This is a genomic window from Micromonospora sp. WMMA1363, from assembly GCF_030345795.1.
In the GTDB taxonomy this organism is placed as follows: Bacteria; Actinomycetota; Actinomycetes; order Mycobacteriales; family Micromonosporaceae; genus Micromonospora.
In genome coordinates this window covers 3165316-3187363 of record NZ_JAUALB010000001.1, presented here as the reverse complement: position 1 = coordinate 3187363, position 22048 = coordinate 3165316, and the positions used below count along the sequence as shown (strand labels likewise).

The 22048-nt window shown below is 72.3% G+C and carries 23 protein-coding genes; 11 read left to right on the top strand and 12 right to left on the bottom strand.

Annotation, left to right across the window (positions count from 1 at the left end; genetic code table 11):
- Positions 1 to 10: 10 nt before the first annotated feature.
- The 4 genes from alr (at position 11) to ung (ending at position 3478) form a co-directional block, all read left to right on the top strand.
- Complete coding sequence (gene alr / locus QTQ03_RS14620; protein WP_289278518.1) at positions 11 to 1129, top strand: alanine racemase; 1119 nt, start codon at positions 11 to 13, stop codon at positions 1127 to 1129.
- The gene (locus QTQ03_RS14615) at positions 1126 to 2220 is read left to right on the top strand and encodes an alpha/beta fold hydrolase (RefSeq protein ID WP_289278517.1); all 1095 of its coding nucleotides are present in this window, start codon (positions 1126 to 1128) and stop codon (positions 2218 to 2220) included. Before alr ends, QTQ03_RS14615 begins: the two co-directional genes overlap by 4 nt.
- Complete coding sequence (tsaE, locus tag QTQ03_RS14610) at positions 2217 to 2699, top strand: tRNA (adenosine(37)-N6)-threonylcarbamoyltransferase complex ATPase subunit type 1 TsaE (protein WP_289278516.1); 483 nt, start codon at positions 2217 to 2219, stop codon at positions 2697 to 2699. Before QTQ03_RS14615 ends, tsaE begins: the two co-directional genes overlap by 4 nt.
- 77 nt (positions 2700 to 2776) lie before the next feature.
- Positions 2777 to 3478: a uracil-DNA glycosylase gene (ung, locus tag QTQ03_RS14605; protein WP_289278515.1), complete on the top strand. Its 702-nt coding sequence runs from the start codon at positions 2777 to 2779 to the stop codon at positions 3476 to 3478.
- A gap of 68 nt (positions 3479 to 3546) precedes the next feature.
- Here the strand turns inward: ung and QTQ03_RS14600 are convergent, their stop codons facing one another.
- The gene (locus QTQ03_RS14600; RefSeq protein ID WP_289278514.1) at positions 3547 to 4263 is read right to left on the bottom strand and encodes a helix-turn-helix domain-containing protein; all 717 of its coding nucleotides are present in this window, start codon (positions 4261 to 4263) and stop codon (positions 3547 to 3549) included.
- Between the two features lie 257 nt (positions 4264 to 4520).
- Here QTQ03_RS14600 and tsaB point away from each other — a divergent pair, with 257 nt between their 5' ends.
- The 4 genes from tsaB to QTQ03_RS14580 all read left to right on the top strand — a co-directional run bounded on the left by tsaB (position 4521) and on the right by QTQ03_RS14580 (position 7144).
- Positions 4521 to 5198 (top strand): tRNA (adenosine(37)-N6)-threonylcarbamoyltransferase complex dimerization subunit type 1 TsaB, encoded by a 678-nt coding sequence (gene tsaB / locus QTQ03_RS14595; RefSeq protein ID WP_289278513.1) that lies wholly within the window; start codon positions 4521 to 4523, stop codon positions 5196 to 5198.
- Between the two features lie 173 nt (positions 5199 to 5371).
- Complete coding sequence (gene rimI, locus QTQ03_RS14590; protein WP_289278512.1) at positions 5372 to 5836, top strand: ribosomal protein S18-alanine N-acetyltransferase; 465 nt, start codon at positions 5372 to 5374, stop codon at positions 5834 to 5836.
- Entirely contained in the window at positions 5829 to 6875 is a 1047-nt protein-coding gene (tsaD, locus tag QTQ03_RS14585; RefSeq protein WP_289278511.1) for a tRNA (adenosine(37)-N6)-threonylcarbamoyltransferase complex transferase subunit TsaD, read from the top strand. The genes rimI and tsaD overlap by 8 nt, the downstream gene beginning before the upstream one ends.
- Before the next feature lie 14 nt (positions 6876 to 6889).
- Positions 6890 to 7144 (top strand): hypothetical protein, encoded by a 255-nt coding sequence (locus QTQ03_RS14580; protein WP_289280832.1) that lies wholly within the window; start codon positions 6890 to 6892, stop codon positions 7142 to 7144.
- A gap of 52 nt (positions 7145 to 7196) precedes the next feature.
- Here the strand turns inward: QTQ03_RS14580 and QTQ03_RS14575 are convergent, their stop codons facing one another.
- The 10 genes from QTQ03_RS14575 to QTQ03_RS14530 form a co-directional block, all read right to left on the bottom strand.
- Positions 7197 to 8876, bottom strand: a complete 1680-nt coding sequence (locus QTQ03_RS14575) for a copper resistance CopC/CopD family protein (protein WP_289278510.1) — start codon at positions 8874 to 8876, stop codon at positions 7197 to 7199.
- A 16-nt stretch (positions 8877 to 8892) separates the two neighbouring features.
- Positions 8893 to 9627, bottom strand: coding sequence for a DUF4142 domain-containing protein (locus QTQ03_RS14570; RefSeq protein ID WP_289278509.1), 735 nt, complete (start codon positions 9625 to 9627; stop codon positions 8893 to 8895).
- A 117-nt stretch (positions 9628 to 9744) separates the two neighbouring features.
- Positions 9745 to 10926, bottom strand: coding sequence for an ROK family protein (locus tag QTQ03_RS14565; protein WP_289278508.1), 1182 nt, complete (start codon positions 10924 to 10926; stop codon positions 9745 to 9747).
- Between the two features lie 30 nt (positions 10927 to 10956).
- Positions 10957 to 12216 (bottom strand): sugar ABC transporter permease, encoded by a 1260-nt coding sequence (locus QTQ03_RS14560; RefSeq protein WP_289278507.1) that lies wholly within the window; start codon positions 12214 to 12216, stop codon positions 10957 to 10959.
- Positions 12213 to 13022 (bottom strand): ATP-binding cassette domain-containing protein, encoded by an 810-nt coding sequence (locus tag QTQ03_RS14555; protein ID WP_289278506.1) that lies wholly within the window; start codon positions 13020 to 13022, stop codon positions 12213 to 12215. The genes QTQ03_RS14560 and QTQ03_RS14555 overlap by 4 nt, the downstream gene beginning before the upstream one ends.
- Positions 13023 to 13129: 107 nt before the next feature.
- Positions 13130 to 14224, bottom strand: a complete 1095-nt coding sequence (locus tag QTQ03_RS14550) for a sugar ABC transporter substrate-binding protein (protein ID WP_289278505.1) — start codon at positions 14222 to 14224, stop codon at positions 13130 to 13132.
- A gap of 246 nt (positions 14225 to 14470) precedes the next feature.
- Positions 14471 to 14983, bottom strand: a complete 513-nt coding sequence (gene ybaK, locus QTQ03_RS14545; RefSeq protein ID WP_289278504.1) for a Cys-tRNA(Pro) deacylase — start codon at positions 14981 to 14983, stop codon at positions 14471 to 14473.
- 5 nt (positions 14984 to 14988) lie between these two features.
- Positions 14989 to 16251, bottom strand: a complete 1263-nt coding sequence (locus QTQ03_RS14540) for a THUMP-like domain-containing protein (protein WP_289278503.1) — start codon at positions 16249 to 16251, stop codon at positions 14989 to 14991.
- Between the two features lie 187 nt (positions 16252 to 16438).
- Positions 16439 to 16981: a hypothetical protein gene (locus tag QTQ03_RS14535; protein WP_289278502.1), complete on the bottom strand. Its 543-nt coding sequence runs from the start codon at positions 16979 to 16981 to the stop codon at positions 16439 to 16441.
- A 107-nt stretch (positions 16982 to 17088) separates the two neighbouring features.
- Entirely contained in the window at positions 17089 to 17376 is a 288-nt protein-coding gene (locus tag QTQ03_RS14530; protein WP_289278501.1) for a helix-turn-helix domain-containing protein, read from the bottom strand.
- A 279-nt stretch (positions 17377 to 17655) separates the two neighbouring features.
- Between QTQ03_RS14530 and groES the strand changes: the two genes are divergently transcribed.
- The 3 genes from groES (at position 17656) to QTQ03_RS14515 (ending at position 21502) form a co-directional block, all read left to right on the top strand.
- A complete protein-coding gene (groES, locus tag QTQ03_RS14525; protein WP_502889759.1) occupies positions 17656 to 17964 on the top strand; it encodes a co-chaperone GroES in 309 nt (102 codons plus the stop codon).
- A 70-nt stretch (positions 17965 to 18034) separates the two neighbouring features.
- Positions 18035 to 19678 (top strand): chaperonin GroEL, encoded by a 1644-nt coding sequence (gene groL / locus QTQ03_RS14520; protein ID WP_289278500.1) that lies wholly within the window; start codon positions 18035 to 18037, stop codon positions 19676 to 19678.
- 129 nt (positions 19679 to 19807) lie between these two features.
- Entirely contained in the window at positions 19808 to 21502 is a 1695-nt protein-coding gene (locus QTQ03_RS14515; RefSeq protein ID WP_289278499.1) for a molybdopterin-dependent oxidoreductase, read from the top strand.
- Between the two features lie 112 nt (positions 21503 to 21614).
- On the opposite strand, the gene QTQ03_RS14510 is transcribed toward QTQ03_RS14515, so the two are convergent.
- Positions 21615 to 21998: a WhiB family transcriptional regulator gene (locus QTQ03_RS14510; RefSeq protein ID WP_289278498.1), complete on the bottom strand. Its 384-nt coding sequence runs from the start codon at positions 21996 to 21998 to the stop codon at positions 21615 to 21617.
- Between the last annotated feature and the right edge of the window lie 50 nt (positions 21999 to 22048).

The following is a 22048-nucleotide window of genomic DNA, read 5'->3' as shown; positions in this document are numbered from 1 at the left end:
GTGTGGGGGCATGTGGCAGGCCGAGGTACGCGTCGACCTTGACGCGATCCGCGAGAACGTGAGCCGGCTGCGGTCCGGCACGACAGCCGAGCTGATGGCGGTGGTGAAGGGTGACGGGTATGGCCACGGCATGATTCCGGCGGCCCGCGCCGCGCTGGACGCCGGGGCCGACTGGCTCGGCGTCTGCACCCTCGACGAGGCCCTCTCGCTGCGCCGGGCCGGGATCACCGAGCCGGTGCTGGCCTGGCTGCTCGCGCCGGGGTTGGCACTGCACGAGGGGGTGACGGCCGGGGTGGATCTCGGCGCGGCCAGCCTGCCGCAGCTCGAAGAGATGATCAAGGCGAGTCGGATCGCCGGGCGCCCGGCCCGGCTCCATCTCAAGATCGATACCGGGTTGTCCCGGGGTGGCGCCACCGTCGCCGACTGGCCGACCCTGTTGGACGCCGCCGCAGCGGCGCAGGCCGACGGCCTGGTCGAGGTGGTCGGGGTGTGGAGCCACTTCGTGCACGCGGACTCGCCCGGCCATCCGACCACGGACCGGCAGCTGGCCGTCTTTCACGAGGGGCTCGGCATGGTGGAGAAGGCGGGGCTGCGCCCGCGCTACCGGCACCTGGCCAACTCGGCGGCCACGTTGACCCGGCCGGACACCCACTTCGACCTGGTCCGCGCCGGGCTGGCCGTCTACGGCCTCTCACCGGTGGCCGGCGAGCGCTACGGGCTGCGGCCGGCGATGACCGCGCGGGCTCGGGTCATGCTCACCAAGCGTGTCCCGGCTGGCGCTGGCGTGTCGTACGGCCATACCTACACGACGGAGCGGGGGAGCACGTTGGCGGTGATCCCGCTCGGGTACGCCGACGGGGTGCCCCGGCACGCGTCCAACAACGGCCCGGTCCTGCTCGGTGCTGCCCGACGGACCATCTCCGGTCGGGTCTGCATGGACCAGTTCGTGCTCGACTGCGGCGACGACCCGGTCGCGGCCGGCGACGTGGCCACGTTGTTCGGTAGCGGGGCCGACGGTGGACCCACCGCCGACGACTGGGCCGAGGCGGTTGGCACGATCAACTACGAGATCGTCACCCGGTTCGGCAGCAGCCGGGTGCCGCGCGTCTACGACGGCGAGCGGCCATGACGTCGCACCGTCCCCGGATCCCGTTGCCCCGCTCCGGTCACGCCCGGGCCGCTGTCGGTGCGCTGGCCGCCGTGGGGGTCGCTGCCGCCGGTCTCGCCGCGGGCGTCGCGACCGAACGCGCCCTCATCCGCCGGTTCAAGACCGACCCCACCGACCCGTACGCCGGCGAGGACTTCGGCGAGCAGCGGTACGACGAGACGCTGTGCCTGGAGATGCCGGACGGCACCGACATCCACGTGGAGGTGGTCGAGCCGACCCGGCCGGTGCCGGGAAACCCGACCATCGTGCTGGTGCACGGGTTCTGCCTCGACATGGGGACGTTCCACTTCCAGCGCCAGGTGCTCGCCGCGCGCGGCGAGCACCGCGTGATCGCGTACGACCAGCCGGGTCACGGTCGCTCCGGCCGGCTGGAGACCGGTGAGTACGACCTGACCGTACTGGGCCGGACGCTGCGCGCGGTGATCGACCGCACCGCCCCCGAGGGCCCGCTGGTCCTGGTCGGCCACTCGATGGGCGGCATGGCCATCATGGCGTTCGCCGAGCTCTTCCCGGACATGTTCGGTGACCGGGTGGTGGGCACTGTGCTGATGGCCACCTCCGGCGGCCTGCTGGCCGAAACCAAGCTGGTCGCCCCGGCCCTGCTTGGCCGGGTTGGTGCGCCGGTGCTCTACATGATGAGCAACGCCGCCCGTTACGGCGGCACGGTGATCGACCGGGCGCGGAAGTCCACCACCAATGTCGCCTGGCTGCTCACCCGGAAGTACGGCTTCGGCACCCGCCGTCCCAGTCCGGCCCTGGTGTCGTACGTCGAAAAGATGAACTCGCGGACGTCCGCCGACACGGTCACCCGCTACCTGCGGACCCTCGCCACCCATTCGCGCTTCCCGGCGCTGGCCGCGCTCAGCGGCACGCCGGTGCTGGTGGTGGTCGGAGACAAGGACATGATCACCCCGGTGATGCACTCCGAGGAGATCGTCCGGCGGTTGCCGCACGCCGAGTTCGTCAAGATCCCCGACAGCGGGCACGTCGTGATGCTGGAGCATGCCGACGAGGTCAACGCCGCGCTGGCCCGGTTCCTGGAGAACCTGTGACCCTGCACGTCACGTTGCCGACGGTGGCGGACACGCACGCGTTCGGCCGCCGGCTAGCCGGCCTGCTCCGGGCGGGTGACCTGCTGTTGCTGACCGGCCCACTCGGCGCCGGCAAGACCGCGCTCACCCAGGGCATCGGCGCCGGGCTCGGTGTGCTCGGGGGCGTCACCTCGCCCACCTTCGTCATCGCCCGCGTACACCGGCCGGACCCGGTGCTGGGCGGCCGGCTGGCGCTCGTGCACGCCGACGCGTACCGGCTGGGAGACGCGGCCGACCCGCGCGCCGAGATCGACGACCTGGACCTGGACGCGTCGGTGGACGAGTCGGTGACGGCGGTCGAGTGGGGGGAGGGACTGGTCGAGCAGCTCGTCGACGCCCACCTGAGGATCCGGATCGACCGCCGGGACGACGACACCCGCGTGGTCGAGCTAGTGCCGGTCGGCGGCGACTGGGCGTCCCGGTTGGCCGTGCTGGGCTGACCGGCGGCCCCGCCCCCGGGGGTTGTCAGACCGGCCGCCTACAGTGCGCGGGACCGCCCCGACCAGAAAGGCCGCCGATGCCCGACGACGCTCCCATCCTGGACCTGCTGGCGCTGCTGCCGGCCGAGTGGCGGGCCGTGCTGTCCCCGCGCCTCGACCCGGCCCGCACCGCGGCCCTCGCCGGTTTCGTCGCCCGGGAGTACGCCACCCGCACCGTTTTCCCGCCCGTTGAGGATCTCTTCTCGGCGTACCGGCTCTGCGCGCCGGCGGACTGCCGGGTGCTGATCCTCGGGCAGGACCCGTACCACCGCGTCGGGCAGGCGCACGGGCTGAGCTTCAGCGTTCGCGACGGGGTGGCCGTGCCACCGTCGCTGCGCAACGTCTTCAAGGAGCTGGGCGAGGACCTGGGCGTGGCGAAGCCCGCCGGCGGCAACCTCAGCGGTTGGGCGAGCCAGGGCGTGCTGCTGCTCAACGCGGTGCTGACCGTCCGCGAGGCCAGCCCTGGCTCGCACGCCAACTCGGGGTGGGAGGAGTTCACCGATGCGACCATCAGCGCTCTGGACGCGATGGACACGCCGGTGGTCTTCCTGCTGTGGGGCGGGTACGCGCGCAAGAAGGCCACCCTGGTCACGAACCCGCGCCACGTGGTGCTGGAGGCCGGCCATCCCAGCCCGATGAACCCGCGCGGGTTTCTCGGCAGCCGCCCGTTCAGTGCCGCCAACAAGGCCCTCGCCGACGTGGGGCTGCCGACGATCGACTGGGCGCGCGCCGCGGGCTGACAGGCCGGCGACGTCGTAGCCGTGCCGCCGAGGGCCGGATGTCGTTCAGGGTGCGGGCGGAGTGTCGTTCAGGGCGAGGTGGCGGCGCTCGCGGCGCCGGCCCGGGTACGCCAGCGGGCCAGCAGCGCGGCGGTCCCGGGGTCGGTCAGCTCCACCTGCGCCAGGGGCACGACCCGGTAGCCGCGCTCGCCGTGCCGCACCTCGATGGCGTCCGGCAGCTCGTCACACATCTGCGCGCGGATCTCCCCGTAGCGGGTGCGCCACCGGTGCTCGCCCGGTTCCTCGGGCTCCAGCCGAAGCCCGCCGAAGTCGCCCCACCGGGCGTTCCAGCGCTGCCCGTAGGCGACCTCCAGCCAGGTGGTGAACCGGGCCGAGTCGCGCCAGCGGACGGCGATCTCGATGGCGTCAACCGGCACCGGCACCCCTTGCAGCAGGGCGGCGGTGCAGCCCGTCAGCAAATGCGGCATGTCGCCGAGCCGCTCCTGGACACGGCCCAGCGGCAGGTCGTCGAGCCGGTCGGCCAGGGGGCGCGCGGCGAGTTCGTCGAGTTGAGCGTCCAGGTGGGTGTCGAGCTGCTCCACCGAGACGCGGAGCTGGCAGCCCAGCGCCGCGAACACCTGCTCGACCAGCGGGATGCTCGGCACCCGTTCGCCTCGCTCGATGCGGGCGACGGTGCCCTGGCTGATACCTGCCAGGGCGGCGAGGGCCGTCTGGGTGAGGAGTTGCGAGGTCCGTTCGCGACGGAGTTCCGTGGCGATCTGCCAGGCGAGGCGACTTTCTGTCACCAAGAGAGGATGACAACTCGGCGGTGAGCGGTATGCCGCTCAGTCATATTTATGTCTGTCGGGAATAGTGCCGTCCACCGGGAGTCTTCCGCTGCCCGCGATCGGGCCGAGCATCAGGCGGTGGGGCGGGTGATTGGGTGCGACCTGGGCGCGGCGCAGGGCTGGCCGGGTAGGGCTGAGGCGGCGTGCTGCGGGGAGGGTAGCGCCGAGCCGGGGCGCGGCCGGGGTGCCGGTACGAACGGCTAGGCTGGTTAACCGTGCTCGTACTGGTGGTGGACAGCTCGACGCCCGCCGTGACCGCCGCCTTGGTCGAGGTCACGGCGGGCGGTGTCGAGACCCGGGCGTACCGCCGTACGGTCGACGCCCGCGCGCACGGCGAGCTGCTCGCCCCGCAGGTCGACGGGGTCCTGGCCGACGCCGGCGCGCGGCCGACCGACCTCGCCGCGGTCGTTGCGGGCCTCGGCCCCGGCCCGTTCACCGGGCTGCGGGTGGGGCTGGTCACCGCAGCGACGATGGGTCAGGTGCTCGGCGTCCCCACATACGGTGTCTGCTCGCTGGACGGGCTCGGCCACCCGGTGGCCGCGGGTGAACCGGTCCTCGCCGCCAGCGACGCGCGGCGCCGGGAGATCTACTGGGCGGTCTACGACGGCGCGGGCCAGCGGATCGTCGGCCCGGAGGTCTCCGCGCCGGCGGTCGCCGCCGCGCGTGCCCGGGGCTTGGCCGTCACGGTCGCGGTCGGTGACGGCGCGCACCGGTACGCGGAGACGCTGGGCCTGCCGGTCCGGGCCGAGCCCCGTTACCCGGCGGCGGCCGTACTGGCCACGCTGGCGGCCGAACGGCTCCGGGCCGGCGCCCCGGGCGAGCCGCTCACCCCGCTCTACCTGCGACGGCCGGATGCCTCTGCGGCGACCGCGCGAAAGCCGGTCCTCCCGTGAGCGCGAGGAGTGAGCCGGGGTTGCGAGCCCCGCAGCCGCGAGCCGAGGCCGCACCGTGAGCGCGAGGAGTGAGCCGGGGTTGCGAGCCCCGCAGCCGCGAGCCGAGGCCGCACCGTGAGCGCGAGGAGTGAGCCGGGGTTGCGAGCCCCGCAGCCGCGAGCCGAGGCCGCACCGTGAGCGGGGTCCGCCTGGACCGGTTTCGCTGGTGGCACATCGAGGAGGTGTTGCCGATCGAGGCGGACCTGTTCGGTGCCGAGCGGTGGTCCGCCGCGATGTTCTGGAACGAACTGGCCAACGGGCATCACTACCTGGTCGCTATCGGCGATGACGGCACGGTGCTCGGCTATGCCGGGCTGACCGCCGCGCCGCCGGACGAGGCGTGGGTGCAGAACATCGCCGTCCGGCGGGAGGCGCAGCGCCGGGGCGTCGGGCGGTTGCTGCTGGAGGCGCTGCTGGCCGAGGCTTCGCGGCTGCGCGTGCGCAGCATGCTGCTGGAGGTCGCTGCGGACAACGCGCCGGCGCAGAAGCTCTACGCGGCGTACGGCTTCGAGGCGATCGGCGTGCGGCGTGGCTATTACCAACCGAGCAACACCGACGCGCTGGTCATGCAGCGGCACGAGGAGTCGAGCGATGGCTGACGAACCCCTGGTCCTCGGAATCGAGACCTCCTGTGACGAAACCGGGGTCGGTGTCGTCCGTGGCCACACCCTGCTCGCCGACGCGCTGGCCAGCAGCGTCGAGCAGCACGCTCGGTTCGGTGGCGTGGTTCCCGAGGTGGCCAGCCGTGCCCACCTGGAGGCGATCGTGCCAACGATGGACCGCGCCCTGACGGAGGCGGGCGTGACGCTCGCCGACGTCGACGCGATCGCGGTCACCGCCGGTCCCGGACTGGCCGGCGCGCTGCTGGTCGGGGTCGCCGCCGCCAAGGGGTACGCGGTGGCCGCCGAGAAGCCGGTGTACGGCGTCAACCACCTCGCCGCGCATGTGGCCGTGGACACCCTGGAACACGGGCCGCTGCCCGAGCCGGCGGTCGCCCTGCTGGTCTCCGGGGGGCATTCGTCGCTGCTGCTGGTCGACGACCTGGCCCGTGGGGTGACGCCGCTCGGCGCCACCATCGACGACGCGGCCGGCGAGGCGTTCGACAAGGTGGCCCGGCTGCTCGGCCTGCCGTTTCCCGGTGGCCCGTACATCGACCGGGAGGCCCGGGCTGGCGACCCGGCGGCCATCGGGTTTCCGCGTGGGCTGACCGCCGCGAAGGACCTGGTGGCACACCGCTACGACTTTTCGTTCTCTGGTCTCAAGACCGCCGTGGCCCGCTGGGTGGAAGCGCGGCGGCGGGCCGGCGACGCGGTTCCGGTGGCCGATGTGGCGGCCTCCTTCCAGGAGGCGGTCTGTGACGTGTTGGTCCGGAAGGCGTTGGACGCCTGCCGCGCCAACGGGGTGGAGACGCTGGTGATCGGCGGGGGGGTGGCGGCCAACTCGCGGCTGCGGGCGATGGCCGGCGAGCGCGCCGAGAAGCGGGGGGTCCGAGTCCGGATACCCCGGCCGAAGCTGTGCACCGACAACGGCGCGATGGTCGCCGCGCTCGGTTCACGTCTGGTCGCCTCCGGCGTGGTGCCGAGCCGGCTGGACCTGCCCGCCGATTCGGCGATGCCGGTGACTACGGTCAGCGTGTGAGGGGAGGACTCGACATGATCGTCCGGATGTGGGAAGTGCGGGCCGAGCCGTACGGCATGGCTGACCTGATCACCTGGGTGTGTGACACCGCTCTGCCCGACTTCGACCACGATCCGCTGCACCTGTCCAGCGAGGTGTTCTCCTCGACGGATCATCGGGTGGTGGTGATCTCCAAGTGGCGCGGAAACCCCCGGCCGTTGCCGGACCCGCCGGTGACGCTGGTCGCCCGGCCGCCGCATTCGTGGGACTTCACGCAGGTCGACCGCTGATCCGGAGCCAGCTGCCGGGTGCACGGCGGCTGACGTCACAGCGAGGCGGCGGTCACCGGATCGGCACCGTTGTGGTCACGGTGGACTGGTCGATGTCGGAGACACGCGCGGTGATCCGCAGCGTCCACTCGCCGTGGACGGGGAAACGCAGCTCCGCGCTGGCGTGGTGCGGCTCCGGTGTGTCGACCCGCACGCTGATCGGTTCGATGCCGGCCGTCGGGAGAGTAGCGGTGACGGTCCACTCGGCGACCGGCAGCGGTTTCGCGTCCAGGGTGTAGACGTAGGCGTGCAGGCTGTTCGCCGTGCCGGCCCGCGCGGGGTAGACGTCGAACTGCACGGTCAGCAGATCGGTGCTGAGGGATCGGGCGACGCCCTCCCGCGCCGCCCGGGCGGCTTGGGTGCCGGCGGTGCGGCCCGGCGGGGTCTGCACCAGAGCCGCGGTGAGGGCGAGCACCGCCGCGGTCACCGTGAGTTCGACGCCGGCCGCGCGGGCTACCCACCCCGGTCGGCTGGCGGCGACCCGCCGCCGGACGAGACTCCGCTGCCCGGCGGCCACGGCGAGCGCCGCGGCCAGCAGTCCCGCCTTGGCGCACAGCAGCCGGCCGTACGCGCTGTCGAGCGCCGACAGCCGGCCGAGTTCGATCGTGGCCTGACCCAGGCCGGCGATGACGAGCCAGCACACCGCGAGGGTGGCGCACCTCGACCAGGCCGGCAGGATCCGGGCGAGAATGCGCGGGTGGGTCCCCCGCAGCAGGAATGCCGTGAGGGCGAGCAGCCCACCGAGCCAGACGGTCACCCCAGCGAGGTGAATGGTGCCCAGAGCGATGCTCACGGGGGGCAGGGGCGAGGCGACCGGGTGCCCGGCAAGTGGCCAGGTGGCGAGCCCCGCCAGCCCCACCACCGCCAGCCCGCGGGTGGGCCATCGCCCCGCGTTCCCCTGGACGACCGCGGGGAGCAGTGCCGCGGCGGCGGCCACCAGCGCCAGCCGTACGGTCAACACCACGCCCACGCCACCCGCGCCCGCCGCTTCGAGATCGGCGACGGACAGTTCGTCGACGGGCGTGCCGACCGCCGCGGCGGCCTGCCCGACCCAGGTCGTTGCCGTGGCGACGGCGATCAGGCCGAGCCCGGCCCACGCCACCGTCAGCGGGCCGCGACGGGAGCGTCGGCGGGGCCACAACGTGGCCGCCAGCAGCGGTGGACCGACCGCCGCGACCAGGCCGAGGTAACCGACGTACTTGGCGATCGGCACCAGCGGCCCCGCGGGTGCCGCCTCTTCGGCGGCGGGCTGCGGCGGGGCGGCGGAGGGGGCCCCGGCCGAGTAGGTGAAGCTGCCGGCGACCGGGTGGCTGTCCACCGAGATGACCCGGTAGCTCACGAGGTAGGTGCCGAGCGGCTGGTCGGGCACGCGGACTGGGATCCGCAGGGCCGCTCCCCGCACGTCGGGCTCGCCGGTGTGGATCCGTTTGCCGTTCGGGGCGAGCACCTGCACCCGGCCGGGGACCGGTGCCACCGGCTCGCTGAAGGTGATCATCACCGTACGGGGCGCGTAGCCGACGATCCCGTCGCGTTGCGGGGTCGTGGAGACCACGACGGCGTGCGCGGCGGCTGGGCTCGCCGGGGTCAGCGTGACGCAGAGTGCGGCCAGGACCAGTCCGAGGAGGACCGCCGCGCGGGTACTTCCGCTCGGCGGTCGCCGTTCGGTCAGGGATGTCGTCGTCCGCATGGCCATGCGGGCGTCTCCGAAGTCAGGTGCGGCGGAGCATGCGCCAGGTGGCGATGCCGCCGGTGCCGAGCGCGGCGAGGAAGACCAGCCAGACCAGGGTGTTGCTGATTCCGAACCGCGGCGCGGTGTTGGCCGAGGCGGCGGCGAGTAGGCCGTCCTCGCCCGGAGCGGGCAGCGCAGCCGGCGGCAACTCCGCCCAGCGGACCAGTCCGGTGCTTTCCAGCATGTCCAGGTGGTCGCCGACGAACGTGTTGGCAGCCTCGGCGAGCTCGCGGATGATCGGATCCCGGGTGCTGGCGCGGACCGCGCCGATCACCGGGAAGATCTTACCGTGGGCGACCCGCAGCCGGGTGACGAAGATCTGGTCGAACCGGGCGCCGCGGGCCTGCTGCATCTCGTTCAGCCAGCCCTTTTGCTCGTCGGTGGGTTCGGTGGGGATGGACGCGCTGAGCTTGTTCGCCGCCTCGACCGTGATCCGGTCCAGTTCCTCGTGCTGCTTGGCGATCTCGGCGCCGATCTCCCGTACCCGCGGCGACTGTCCCTTCTCGGCGGCCATCTGGCCGGCGGGCATCTCCCAGAGCCCGGCCAACCGTACGCCGTTGAGCAGCGCGGCGTCGGCGGCGTTGAGCTGCTGGCCGATCGGGGCGGCGAGGGCCATGCCGGGCAGCGCGCCGAGCCCGGCGGCGATCGCGATCAGCAGGACCGCCAGGCGACGGGTCCGGTGGCCCTGGCGACGGGCGTGTCTGCGCGGTGCCATGTCTGCGATGCCTCCTGGGATCCGGGCCGGTGGGGACGTCGGGGCCGGGCAGCCACATCCACCGGCCGCCCTGAGGTACGGATCGATCGCCGGATCAGTTCACCCGGGTATCGCGAATCAGCCGACGTCGAGCGGGTCGGCGAGGAGGCGTTCGAACGCCAACTCCGCGGCGCCGATCAGGGCGGCGTCGTCGCCGAGCTGCGGGGTGCGCAGCCGGACGTGCTCCAGGCAGGCCGGCAGCCCGATCGAGTTGAGCCGGCTGCGCACCTGGGCCGCCGCCGCCAGGTAGAGGTCCCGCATGGTGCCGCCGAAGATGACCATCTCCGGGTTGAAGATATTGACCAGGTTCGCCACGCCGAAGCCGAGCCAGTCGCCGGCTCGCCGGACCGCCGTTTGCGCCTGGGCGTCTCCCCGGTCGGCGGCGTCGAAGACGGCGAGCAGCGCCTCGCGGCCGCGCGCGTCCGAGCGACCGGCCGCGCGGAGCAGTCCGTGCTCGCCGATCTCGGTCTCCCAGCAGCCGCGGGAGCCGCACTCGCAGCGGGCGCCGTCGCGGACCACGACCATGTGTCCGACCTCGCCGCTGTACCCACCGTGCCCGGTCAGCCGGCGCCCACCGGCGATGATGCCGGCGCCTACTCCGACGTCACCGTACAGGTAGATGACGTTGTCGCAGCCGGCTGCCGCGCCGCGGGCGTGCTCGGCGAAGGCCGCCACGTCGGCGACGTTGCCCACGGTGACCGGCACGTCGGGGCCCAGTTCGGCGCCGATCGCCGCGCCGATCGGCTCGTCCACCCAGCCCGTGGTGGGGCCGAGCCGGACCAGCCCGTCGTCCCGGCGGACCATGCCGCAGACGGCGACGCCCGCGCCGACACAGAGCGCGTCGGCGGACACCACCTGGCGCATCTCCTTGACCGCGCCGGCCAGCAGCGGCGTGGCCTCGGCCGCGGTCAGTCCGCGGGGCCGCTCCAACTCCCGGCGGTCGAGCACCGCGCCGCCGAGACCGATCCGCGCGACCCGCAGCCGGTCCACCTCGATGCTGTACGCGTACGCGTGCACCCGGGCCGACTCGGGCCGGACGACCAGCGACGGTCGTCCGGCCCGGCCGGTTTCCTTCGGCGCCCCCTCGCTCACCAGTCCGGCCGCGGCGAGGTCGCTGGTGAGTGCGCCGATGGTGCTGCGGTTCAACCCGAGCGCGGTGGTCAGCTCCGCGCGCGAGGTGGCCCCGTGCACATGGACGTACCGCAGCAGCGCCCCGAGGTTCTGCCGGCGGATCTCGTCCTGGCTGGGTCCTACGCGCATCGTGGTGTGCCTACTTCCCGGGCGGTGGCGTCAACGGCCGCCGCTGGTGGCGGCTCGGCGGCGGGACAACGCGTCCACGCTTGCTGCGAGGAGCAGGACCACGCCGGTGACGATGTACTTGACACCCGAGCTGTAGCCCATCAGACCCATTCCGTTGTCGATCACCGCGACGACCGCGCCGCCGAGCACCGCGTCGAGAACGCGGCCCTTGCCGCCGAAGAGGCTGGTGCCGCCGATGACCGCCGCACCGACGGCGTAGAGCAGTACGTTACTGCCACCGGTGTTCGGGTCGACCGAGTTGGCCCGGCTGGCGGCCACGATGCCACCGACCGCAGCCATCGACGAGCAGATGACGAAGACCGAGATGCGGATCCGATCCACGTTGATGCCCGCCCGGCGGGCCGCCTCCCGGTTGCCGCCGACCGCGTAGATGTGCCGGCCGTAGCTGGTGCGCCGAAGAACGAAGGTCCAGAGGATCAGCAGGACCGCGATGATCGGCACCACGACCGGCACACCCTTCAGCGAGTTGACCAGAGTGTTGAAGCTGCGTTCCTGATTGAGGAAGAAGACCGCGATTCCGAGGATGGCGGCCAGGCCGAGGATCCGGGCGAGGATGACCGTGGCAGGGTCGGTCACCAGGCCACGGGCCGCGCGGGTGCGGTGCCGCACCAGTTGGGTCGTGGCGTAGCCGGCGACGGCGAGTCCGGTCAGCGTCCAGCCGATCACCGGCGGTAGGTTGCGGTTCGAGATGGCCACCAGCACCGGGTCTCGGACCGCGATGTTCCTGCCTTCCTCCATCAGCAAAAGCACGATGCCCTGGAAGGCGAGGAAGCCGGCGAGGGTGACCACGAAGGATGGGATGCCGATCTTGGCGACCAAGAGCCCGAGCACGGTGCCGATCACCACGCCGGTTCCGACGGCGGCGAGCACCGCGACGTACCACGGGTAGCCGAGTACCGTCGCCACGTTGGCCAGCACCGCCGCGCAGACTCCGCTGGCAAAGCCGGCGGAGAGGTCGATCTCACCCAACAGCAGGACGAAGACCAGGCCCATGGCGATCAGCGTGACCGCCGCCCCCTGGGTGAACAGGTTGGCGAAGTTGGCGGCGGTGAGGAACGACGGCCGCATGATCGCGAAGACGGTGCAGAGCACGACCAGGCCGAGGACGGCCGGCAGCGCCCCGATGTCCCCGCCACGTACCCGGCTGATGTAGCTGCGGACCTGGCTGGTGAGAGTGGGCGCCGGGGCGACGGCCGCGGGCCCGTCCTCGCGTACGGCGGTGGTGGTCATCGGGCGACTCCCGGGGTGGTGGCTGGCTCCCCGCCGTTGTCGGTCTGCCCGGTGCCGAGGCCGAGCGTGCCGGAGCGGCCGGCGGTGATCAGCTCGACGACCTGGGCGTGGGTGATGTCGGTGGTCTTCACCCCGGCGACCATCTGACCGAGGTAGAGCGCGGCGATCCGGTCGGAGACGGCGAAGACGTCGTTCATGTTGTGCGAGATGAGCACCACGGCCAGGCCGTTGTCGGCGAGGCGGCGGACCAGTTCGAGCACCTGCGCGGTCTGCGCGACGCCGAGCGCGGCGGTGGGCTCGTCGAGGATGACCACCTTGCTGTTCCAGAGCACCGACTTGGCGATCGCCACCGTCTGGCGTTGGCCGCCGGAGAGGCTGGAGACGTGTTGGCGCAGCGATTTCACGGTGCGCACGGAGAGCCCGGCGAGCGTCTCGGCGGCCATCTGCTCCATGGTCGGCTCATCGAGCACGATGCCGTTGCGCTTCTCCCGGCCGAGGAACATGTTCTGCACGATGTCGAGGTTGTCGCAGAGTGCCAGGTCCTGGTAGACGACCTCGACGCCGAGTGCGGCGGCGTCGCGCGGACTGTGGATGGTCACTGGGCGGCCGTCGAAGAGGAACTCCCCGGCGTCGGTCGGGTAGATGCCGCTGATGCACTTGACCAGGGTGGACTTGCCGGCGCCGTTGTCGCCGACCAGCGCGGTCACCTCGCCTGGGTAGGCGGAGAAGGCGACGTCACGCAGAACCTGGACGGGACCGAAGCTCTTGTCGATCCCGCGTAGTTCCAGCAGGGGGGTCGCGGACACGGGTTCTCCTTACGCGCTGGGGGAGGTCTCTTCAGCCCGTCGGTAGCGGCGCCGCGCCGCCTGGCACGGGGTGGCCCGTGCTGGGCGGCGCCACGCCTCGGCGGGGTTCAGCTGATGCCGGCGTCGGCGCAGAGCTGGGCGTACGCGCCGCCACAGACCTCGTCCTTGGTCACGAACCCGTCGGCGATGACGTCCTTGACGTTCTCCTTGTAGACCGCCCGCGGGGTGAGCAGCACGGCCGCGACGTCCCGGCCGCTCTCCGGGTCCTCGACGGTCTGGCCGGTTTCTCTCCGTTCGCCCTTGGCGAGCGCGATGGCCAGGTCGGCGGCGGCCTGGGCCTCGTCACGGATGGCCTTGTAGACGGTCATGCACTGGTCACCGGCGAGGATGTTCTGCAGGCCCTGCGGGGTCGCGTCCTGACCGGTCACCGGGACCTTGCCGTTGAGCTTGTTCTTCTTGAGCACCGAGATGGCCGCGTTGCCGAGGCCGTCGTTCGCCGCCAACACGCCGTCGATCTTGCCGCCGGTCTGGGTCAGCATCTGCTCGAAGATCGTGGCGGCCTGGGCGTTGTCCCAGTCCGGCACGGACTGGTCCGGGCCCTTGGTGTATTCGTCGGCGTCGAACTTCGGCTTGAGCACCGAGTCGTACCCGTTCTTGAACAGGGTGGCGTTGTTGTCGGTCGGGGAGCCGTTCAGGTAGGCCACGACCGGGTTCTTGGCGTCCTTGTCGGTCAGGCACGTGCTGAGGCCCTCGCCCTGGAGCTTGCCGACGGCCTCGTTGTCGAAACTGACGTAGTACTCGGCGGAGCCACCGAGGGTGAGCCGGTCGTAGTCGATGGTGGCGACGCCCTGCGACTTCGCCCTGTCCAACACGGCCTTGCCGGTGCCGGAGTCCAGGTTGACGATCATCAGGGCGGTGACACCCTGGGTGATCATCTGGTCCGCGATGGTCTGGAACTGGGACTTGTCGCCCTGGGCGTTCTGGATGTCGTAGTCGACGCGGGCGGCCTTGAACGCCTCCTCCAGGAACTTGCGGTCCGCGCCCTCCCAGCGGGCGGAGGACTTGCTGTCCGGAAGGATTACGCCGATCTTGGCGGTCTTGCCGGAGTCGGCCTGGTCGCCACCGGAGGAGTCGCCGCAGGCCGCTGTGCTGCCGGTGGCCAGCAGGCCCACGACGGCGGCGGCGAGGAAGCCCTTGCGCATGTGCAGGGTCCTTTCGAGGTGGGGGATGGTGTTGTTTTGTTGTGCCCGGCAACGTATTCCGCGCCGTGTCGCCGGCACAAGGCCACCAAGGTCGTGAGTTTGTTGTGGGCGATAACAATTCAGCAACGTGCCCGATACCACCCCGTCGCGCGCTGGCAGTCGTCCGCTGGCAGGGCTGTTCGGGGCAGAACGGGTATATCGGTTGCCAGGCGATGGCGGGCGTGGCGACGTAGGCGTTGCGGACTGTCAGGCGGCGGCGATCGGTGCGGTTGCGGCGCCGGTGAGGTCGACCAGGTCCCGCGGGGACAGCTCCACCTGAAGGCCCCGGCGACCTGCCGAGACGTACACGGTGTCGTGGCGCAGGGCGCTCTCGTCGAGCACGGTGGGCAGCCGCTTCCGCTGGCCGAGCGGGCTGATCCCGCCCCGGACGTACCCGGTGGCGCGTTCGGCCACCGTCCGGTCGGCCATGGTGGCCCGTTTTCCGCTCAACGCGGCGGCCAGAGCCTTGAGATCCAGCTCGCCGGCCACCGGGACGACGGCGACCGCCAGCGCGCCGTCCACCGGGACGACGGCGACCGCCAGCGCGCCGTCCACCTCGGTCACCAGCGACTTGAACACCCGCTCCGCCGGCACACCGAGAGCCACCGCCACCAGTGCTCCGTAGTTCGGGGCGTCCGGGGAGACGTCGTACGGATGGGTGCGGTGCGCGATCCTCCGCCTGGCCAGCAGCGCGGTTGCCGGTGTGCCCTGTCCCGCCACGCCCGTCAACCTAGCGTCCGCGGTGTCCCCCCATCCACTCCACGCGGCTGGAACGGTCGGGCGACGATGACCGTCGGGGCGCCGGCCACCCGGGTGAGCACCAGGCTGGCCGGCTGGTCGCCGGTGAGCCTGAGATCGCGGCGGAGCTGTTCCGGCTCCAGCGCCGAGCCGCGCTTGAGAATCTCCACCCGGCCCACCCGGCGTTCGCGCAGCAGCGCGCGCAGCCGCTTGAGCGAGAACGGCAGCGCGTCGGTCACCTCAAGGCAGCGCGCGAAGGGTGTCGGGGTTGGGGCGTCGGCGTACAGGTAGGCGATCGTGGGGTCGGCCAACGTCGCGTCCAATTCCCCGGCCAGTTCGGCCACCAGGTGCGCGCGGACCACGGCCGGCTCCGGGTCGTACAGGTAACGCCGCACCGGCCCGACCGTCGCCTCGACCGTACCGGAGCCGGTCAGCTCGGCCGTCCCGGCGGGAAAAGGGAACCCGTCGCCATCGGCGGAGTCCCGAGGGGGCCGTTCCTTCAGGACGGTAGCGCGGCGGGGAACCAGCGCCAGCTGACCGCACCAGAGCGCCGCTTCGACCAGGTCGCCGTCGACGCTCACCCACTCCGCCTCCGCGCCGGGCGGGATCAGCGCGTGGTCCAGGCCGGGCGCCACCTTCACCACCGTCCGCGACATCCGTTCGGCCAGCGAGAGTACGAAGTCCCACGGCGGGGAGTAGGCGTTCGGATCGAAGATCCGCCGCCCGGACGCCCGGCGGGCGGGGTCGCAGAAGACTCCGTCCACCCGGCGCACGTCGAACTCCGTCGCGTCCCCGCACTCCACGGTGAACTGCCCGGCGAGCCCGGTCGCCTCGGCGTTCGCGGCGGCCAACGCGGCGGTGAGCGGGTCGGCCTCCACCCCGTACACCCGGACGCCGGCCCGGGCGGCGGCGAGCGCGTCGGCACCGAGACCGCAGCCGAGGTCGGCCAGGGTGCTCACGCCGGCGGTGCGCAGCCGCTCGGCGCGCCGCCGCGCCACCACCCCCCGGGTGGCCTGCTCCAGGCCGGTCCTGGTGAAGAACATGCCGGCGGCGGCCGGACCGAACTTGCCCACTGCCCGCCGCCGCAGCTCGGCCTGGGTGAGCGCCGCCGCGGCCAGCTCGGCCGGCAGCCCGGCCGAGCGGAGTGCCTCCGCCGCGACCAGCGGGTCACCGCCGGCCACCTCGGCCGCCGCCGCGAGCGCGGCCGAGCCCTCGGGGGTACGCAACGCGGCGAGCTGGTCCAGGTTCACCCGGCCATTGTTCCGGCCGAGCCCGGGGCCGGCGGGAGTCGGGGGCGTGGTCGTCCCACGGGCGTGGGACGGACCGGACGGTTCCCGCCGGGCTGGCCGGGCCTGACTCAACGCGTGCCGCCGGCACCGATCCGGCGGGGTAACGGCGTGCGGGTGGCGGCCCCGGGACCGCCACCCGCCGGCCGGATCAGCCGAGCGTCGACCACCACTGGTCGCTGCCGGTGAACCGCTTGACCGGAGTGCCGCTGGCGGACAGGTAGTACTTGTAGCTTCCGGTGGTGCTGTAGCCGTACAGGGCGAAGCCGTCCATATTCCAGTTGTCCGGGCCCTCGTGCCACTCCGGGTGTGAGATCATCCGCAGCTTGACGCCGGTCACCGTGCAGGAGTTGACCGTCCAGTTCGGGTTGAAGAACGTGACGGTCCGGTAGTGGGTGGAGTTGTTGCCGAAGCCACCCCACACGTGCTGCAGTTCGACGTCGCCGAAGGTGGTGCGCAGCAGCGGGATGACCTCCGAATTGCCCCGCAGGTCGTCGCCGCCGGTGCGGAACATCAGCGTGAACGATCCCAGGTTGGCGCAGGAGCCGATCGGACCGGCGCTGGCCGGCGTGGCGGCGGCCGTGATGCCCAGTGCGGACAGCAGGGTGCTGGCCAGGAGCAGCGCCGCGGCGCGGGCGCGGAGACGGGGAAGACGTATGTCGGGTCCTTTCGTCCGAGGTGGATACCCGCTCACAGGCTGCCGTCCGGACCCGGCCCGGCCCACGGGGAGTCCCGGCCCCACCCGGGTGGGAAAACCGGGTGGACGACACGCCGCCGACGCCCCGGCCAGGTCCCGAGGGCTCACGGCCCGTCGGCGCCGCCGAGGAAGGCGAGTGCCGCCCGGACCCGCACGTTGATCCCGCGCCGCGCGTCCGGGTCCGCCGGGATCAGGTCGAGCTTGCCGGTGATCGCCGAGAGGTGCTTCTCTACCGTGCCGACCCGGCAACTCATTCGCTCGGCGATGCCGAGGTTGGACAGCCCCTCGGCGAGCAGGGTCAGGACCCGGCGCTCGTGCGGGCTCAGCCGGGCCAGCGGGTCGTCCGGCCGGCGCCGGGCCATCAGCCGCTGGATCAGGTGTCGGTCGACCACCACCTCGCCGGCCGAGGCGTACCGGGTGACGCCGGGCGTTCCGCTGGCGACGCGTCGGGCATCCCAGTTGGCACTCTCCTTGACGGAGTGCTAGCCGAGGAATAACCTGCGATTAGCACTCTCACCCTGAGGGTGCCAACCGTCCGGGCCCGGTGCCCGGGAGGTGAACGCCAGGCGGACCGGCACCCGCGACGACGGCCCCGCCCGGTGGCATGTGGCAGATTGAGCTGACCGGTTCGCCGGTCGGTAACGAAACCAGTACCCCAGGAGGGTATGCCCGTGACTACCGCGACCAAGGTTGCGATCAAGCCGCTCGAGGACCGGATCGTGGTCCAGGCGAACGAGGCTGAGACCACCACGGCGTCGGGCATCGTGATCCCCGACACCGCCAAGGAGAAGCCGCAGGAGGGCACCGTCCTCGCTGTCGGCCCGGGCCGGATCGACGACAAGGGTAACCGCGTGCCGCTCGACGTCAAGGTCGGCGACACCGTCCTCTACTCGAAGTACGGCGGCACCGAGGTCAAGTACGCCGGCGAGGAGTACCTGGTGCTCTCCGCCCGCGACGTCCTCGCGATCATCGAGAAGTAAGCAACCGAGCAGTGTCGTTGCCCCGGTCCGGCTCGCCGGGCCGGGGCAACCTCGCTTCGAAGGGACATTGATGGCGAAGATCCTGAGCTTCTCGGACGACGCCCGGCACCTGCTGGAGCACGGTGTCAACGCCCTCGCGGACGCGGTCAAGGTGACCCTCGGCCCCCGCGGGCGCAACGTCGTTCTGGACAAGAAGTTTGGTGCGCCCACGATCACCAACGACGGCGTGACGATCGCCAAGGAGATCGAGCTCACCAACCCGTACGAGAACCTCGGCGCGCAGCTGGTCAAGGAGGTGGCGACCAAGACCAACGACGTCGCCGGCGACGGGACCACCACCGCGACCGTGCTGGCCCAGGCGATGGTCCGCGAGGGCCTGCGCAACGTCGCGGCCGGCGCCAACCCGTCCGGCCTCAAGCGGGGCGTCGACGCGGCGGCCACCAAGGTCTCCGAGGCGTTGCTCGGCAAGGCCGTCGAGGTGGCTGACAAGGAGGCGATCGCGCACGTCGCGACCATCTCCGCGCAGGACGCGACGATCGGTGAGCTGATCGCCGAGGCGATGGAGAAGGTCGGCCGCGACGGCGTCATCACCGTCGAGGAGGGCTCCACCCTCGCCACCGAGCTGGACGTGACCGAGGGGCTCCAGTTCGACAAGGGCTTCATCTCGCCGAACTTCGTCACCGACGTGGAGGCGCAGGAGTCGGTCCTGGAGGACCCGTACATCCTCATCACCACCCAGAAGATCTCGGCGATCGAAGAGCTGCTGCCGCTGCTGGAGAAGGTCCTCCAGAACAGCAAGCCGCTGCTCGTCATCGCCGAGGACGTCGAGGGTCAGGCGCTGTCCACCCTGGTGGTCAACGCGCTCCGCAAGACCATCAAGGTGTGCGCGGTCAAGGCCCCCGGCTTCGGTGACCGCCGCAAGGCGATGCTCCAGGACATCGCGATCCTCACCGGCGCCGAGCTGGTCGCGCCCGAGCTGGGCTACAAGCTCGACCAGGTCGGCCTCGAGGTGCTCGGCTCCGCCCGGCGGGTGGTGGTCGACAAGGAGAACACGACGATCGTCGACGGCGTCGGCCAGGCCGCCGACGTCGCCGACCGGGTCGCGCAGATTCGCAAGGAGATCGAGGCCTCGGACTCCGAGTGGGACCGGGAGAAGCTCTCCGAGCGGCTGGCCAAGCTCTCCGGTGGGATCGCCGTCATCAAGGTGGGCGCGGCGACCGAGGTCGAGATGAAGGAGCGTAAGCACCGCATCGAGGACGCCATCGCCGCGACCAAGGCCGCGGTCGAGGAGGGCACGGTTCCCGGTGGCGGCGCCGCCCTGGTGCAGATCCTGTCGGTGCTCGACGACGACCTCGGATTCACCGGTGACGAGAAGGTGGGCGTGTCGATCGTGCGTAAGGCGCTGGTCGAACCGCTGCGCTGGATCGCCCAGAACGCCGGCCACGACGGCTACGTCGTGGTGCAGAAGGTCGCCGGCAAGGGTTGGGGGCACGGCCTCAACGCGGCCACCGGCGAGTACGTCGACCTGGCCAAGGCCGGCGTCCTGGACCCGGTGAAGGTGACCCGCAACGCGGTCGCCAACGCCGCGTCGATCGCCGGCCTGTTGCTCACCACGGAGAGCCTCGTGGTGGAGAAGCCGGCGGAGCCGGAGCCGGCCGCGGGCGGCAACGGCCACTCGCACGGTCACGGCCACCAGCACGGTCCCGGCTTCTGAGCCGAGCCGTACGCCTGGTCGGGGCGTGTCGCCGTCCGGCGGCACGCCCCGACGCGTTCTCCGCGGTGGTGCTTACGGAATGCTGACGTGGCCTACCGGCTCTCGCGCCGATCGGAAAGACTGGCCGGCGTGAGCACGACGACGACGCGCCGCCATGCCGCGCTCGCCGGGGTGACCGCCGCCGCGGTGGCGATCGGCTCGGCGGAACCCGTGGCCGCGCTGACCGGCCCTCGCGCGGCACCGCTGGTCGCCGTCGGAGGGCTGGTGGTCGACACCGTGCCCGAGCCGCTCAAGCGGGTCGGCATCGCGGTCTTCGGCAGGTACGACAAGATCGCTCTGTTGGTGGGGACGGCGCTGCTGCTGGCCGGGTTCGCCGCGCTGCTCGGCGTGGTGTCCCGGCGTCGGCTGACGTACGGCCTCGCCGGCGTCGCGGCGTTCACCGCCCTGGGCGTCGGGGCGGCGCTGACCCGGGCTGGCGCGGACGCCGCCGACGCCCTGCCGGCGCTGGCCGGTGGCGCCCTCGGCGCGCTGGTGCTCTGGGCGTTCATCGCCGGTCCGCTGGAGTTGGACCCCTGGCCCTGGTCTCCGCCCACCCCGCCCGCTGTCACCCCGCCAGCACCGGCCGTTCCCGGCACGACCGGTTTTGCGGCGCCTGGGGTCCCCCCGGTTCCCCCCGAGCGGCCGGTCCCGTCGGGCCGCCCGGAGCGCCTCGGTGTCGCCGCGCACGGCGACACCGAGGAGACCGTACCCCCGGATCCGGAGTCGCGGCGGCGGTTTCTCGCCGCCACCGGGCTGCTGCTCGGGGCGGCCGGAGTGGCCGGTGTCGGCGGTCGCTGGCTGGCCAGCCGGCGGGGCGTGTCGGTGGCCCGCGGCGCGGTCGCCCTGCCGTCACCGGCGTCCCCGGCACCCGCCGTTCCCGCCGGCGCCGATCTCGGCGTCGCGCAGCTCGCGTCCTTCGTGACCCCGAACGCCGATTTCTACCGGATCGACACCGCGCTGGTGGTGCCTCAGGTGGACCCGGCCACCTGGCGGTTGCGCATCCACGGCCGGGTGCGCAACCCGATCACCCTCACGTTCGACGATCTGCTGGCTCGGCCGATGGTGGAGCGGTACGTCACCCTCGCCTGCGTTTCCAACGAGGTCGGCGGCGATCTGATCGGGACCGCCAGCTGGCTTGGTGTGCCGCTGAGGGAACTGCTCGACGAGGCGGACCCGGAGGAAGGGGCCGACCAGGTTGTCGGGCGCTCCGTCGACGGCTGGACCTGCGGCACCCCGACCGCGGTGTTGCGTGACGGGCGGGATGCCCTGCTGGCCGTGGGTATGAATGGCGAGCCGCTGCCGGTCGAGCACGGCTTCCCGGCCCGGATGGTGGTTCCCGGCCTCTACGGCTACGTGTCCGCCTGCAAGTGGGTCAGCGAGCTGGAGCTGACCAGCTTCGCGGACTTCGACGCGTACTGGGTGCCGCGCGGCTGGTCGGCGCAGGGTCCGGTCAAGACCCAGTCGCGGATCGACACCCCGCGCCCTCGCAACCGGCTGACCGTCGGCGCGGTGGTCGTCGCCGGGGTGGCCTGGGCCCAGCACCGTGGTATTCGCCGGGTCGAAGTCCGGGTGGACGAGGGCCCGTGGCGGACGGCCGAGCTGGCTCCCACGGTCTCGGTGGACACCTGGGTGCAGTGGTCGTGGCGGTGGGAGGCGACGGTGGGTGAGCACAAACTCGAGGTCCGCGCCACCGACTCGACGGGCGAGACGCAGACCGCCCGCCGCTCGTCGGTGGCACCGGACGGCGCGACCGGGTGGCACACGGTCCGGGTGACCGTGGTCTGACGCCCACGGGCCCTCTCGCCAGTCGAAACGACCGTGCTGGTGGTCGCGGGCCGGGCCGCGATCCAGACCTGCGGGTGTCCGGGCGCGACACCGCGGTGGTCTCCCGTCGGGCTTAAGCGATTTTGCGCTGGTTGGGAACGGTCGACGTGTGCGGTCGGCCCAGGCGGGCCTCCAGCCGGGCGACGTCGACCCGAGTCTGCCGGCGGTCGGCCAGGTCCTCCCAGCCGACGGCGAGTAGGCGCAGCCGCTCGAACTCGCTGAAGCCGCCCCACACGCCGTACGGTTCGCGGACCGAGAGCGCGTGTGCCGCGCACTCGGCCCGGACCGGGCAGACACGGCAGACCGCCTTCGCGCCTGACTCCCGGCGCAGCCGGGACGATCCCCGCTCGCCGTCGGGGTGGAAGAACTGGGCGCTGTCCTGGCCCCGGCAGGCGCCGAGGCGCTGCCAGTCCCAGCGGTCGACGATGGGGCTGGGAAGTCTGCGTACGTTCGGCATCAGCACCCTCCTTCCGCGCGGTACGCGGAGATCCCGTGCGGTCGGCGTCC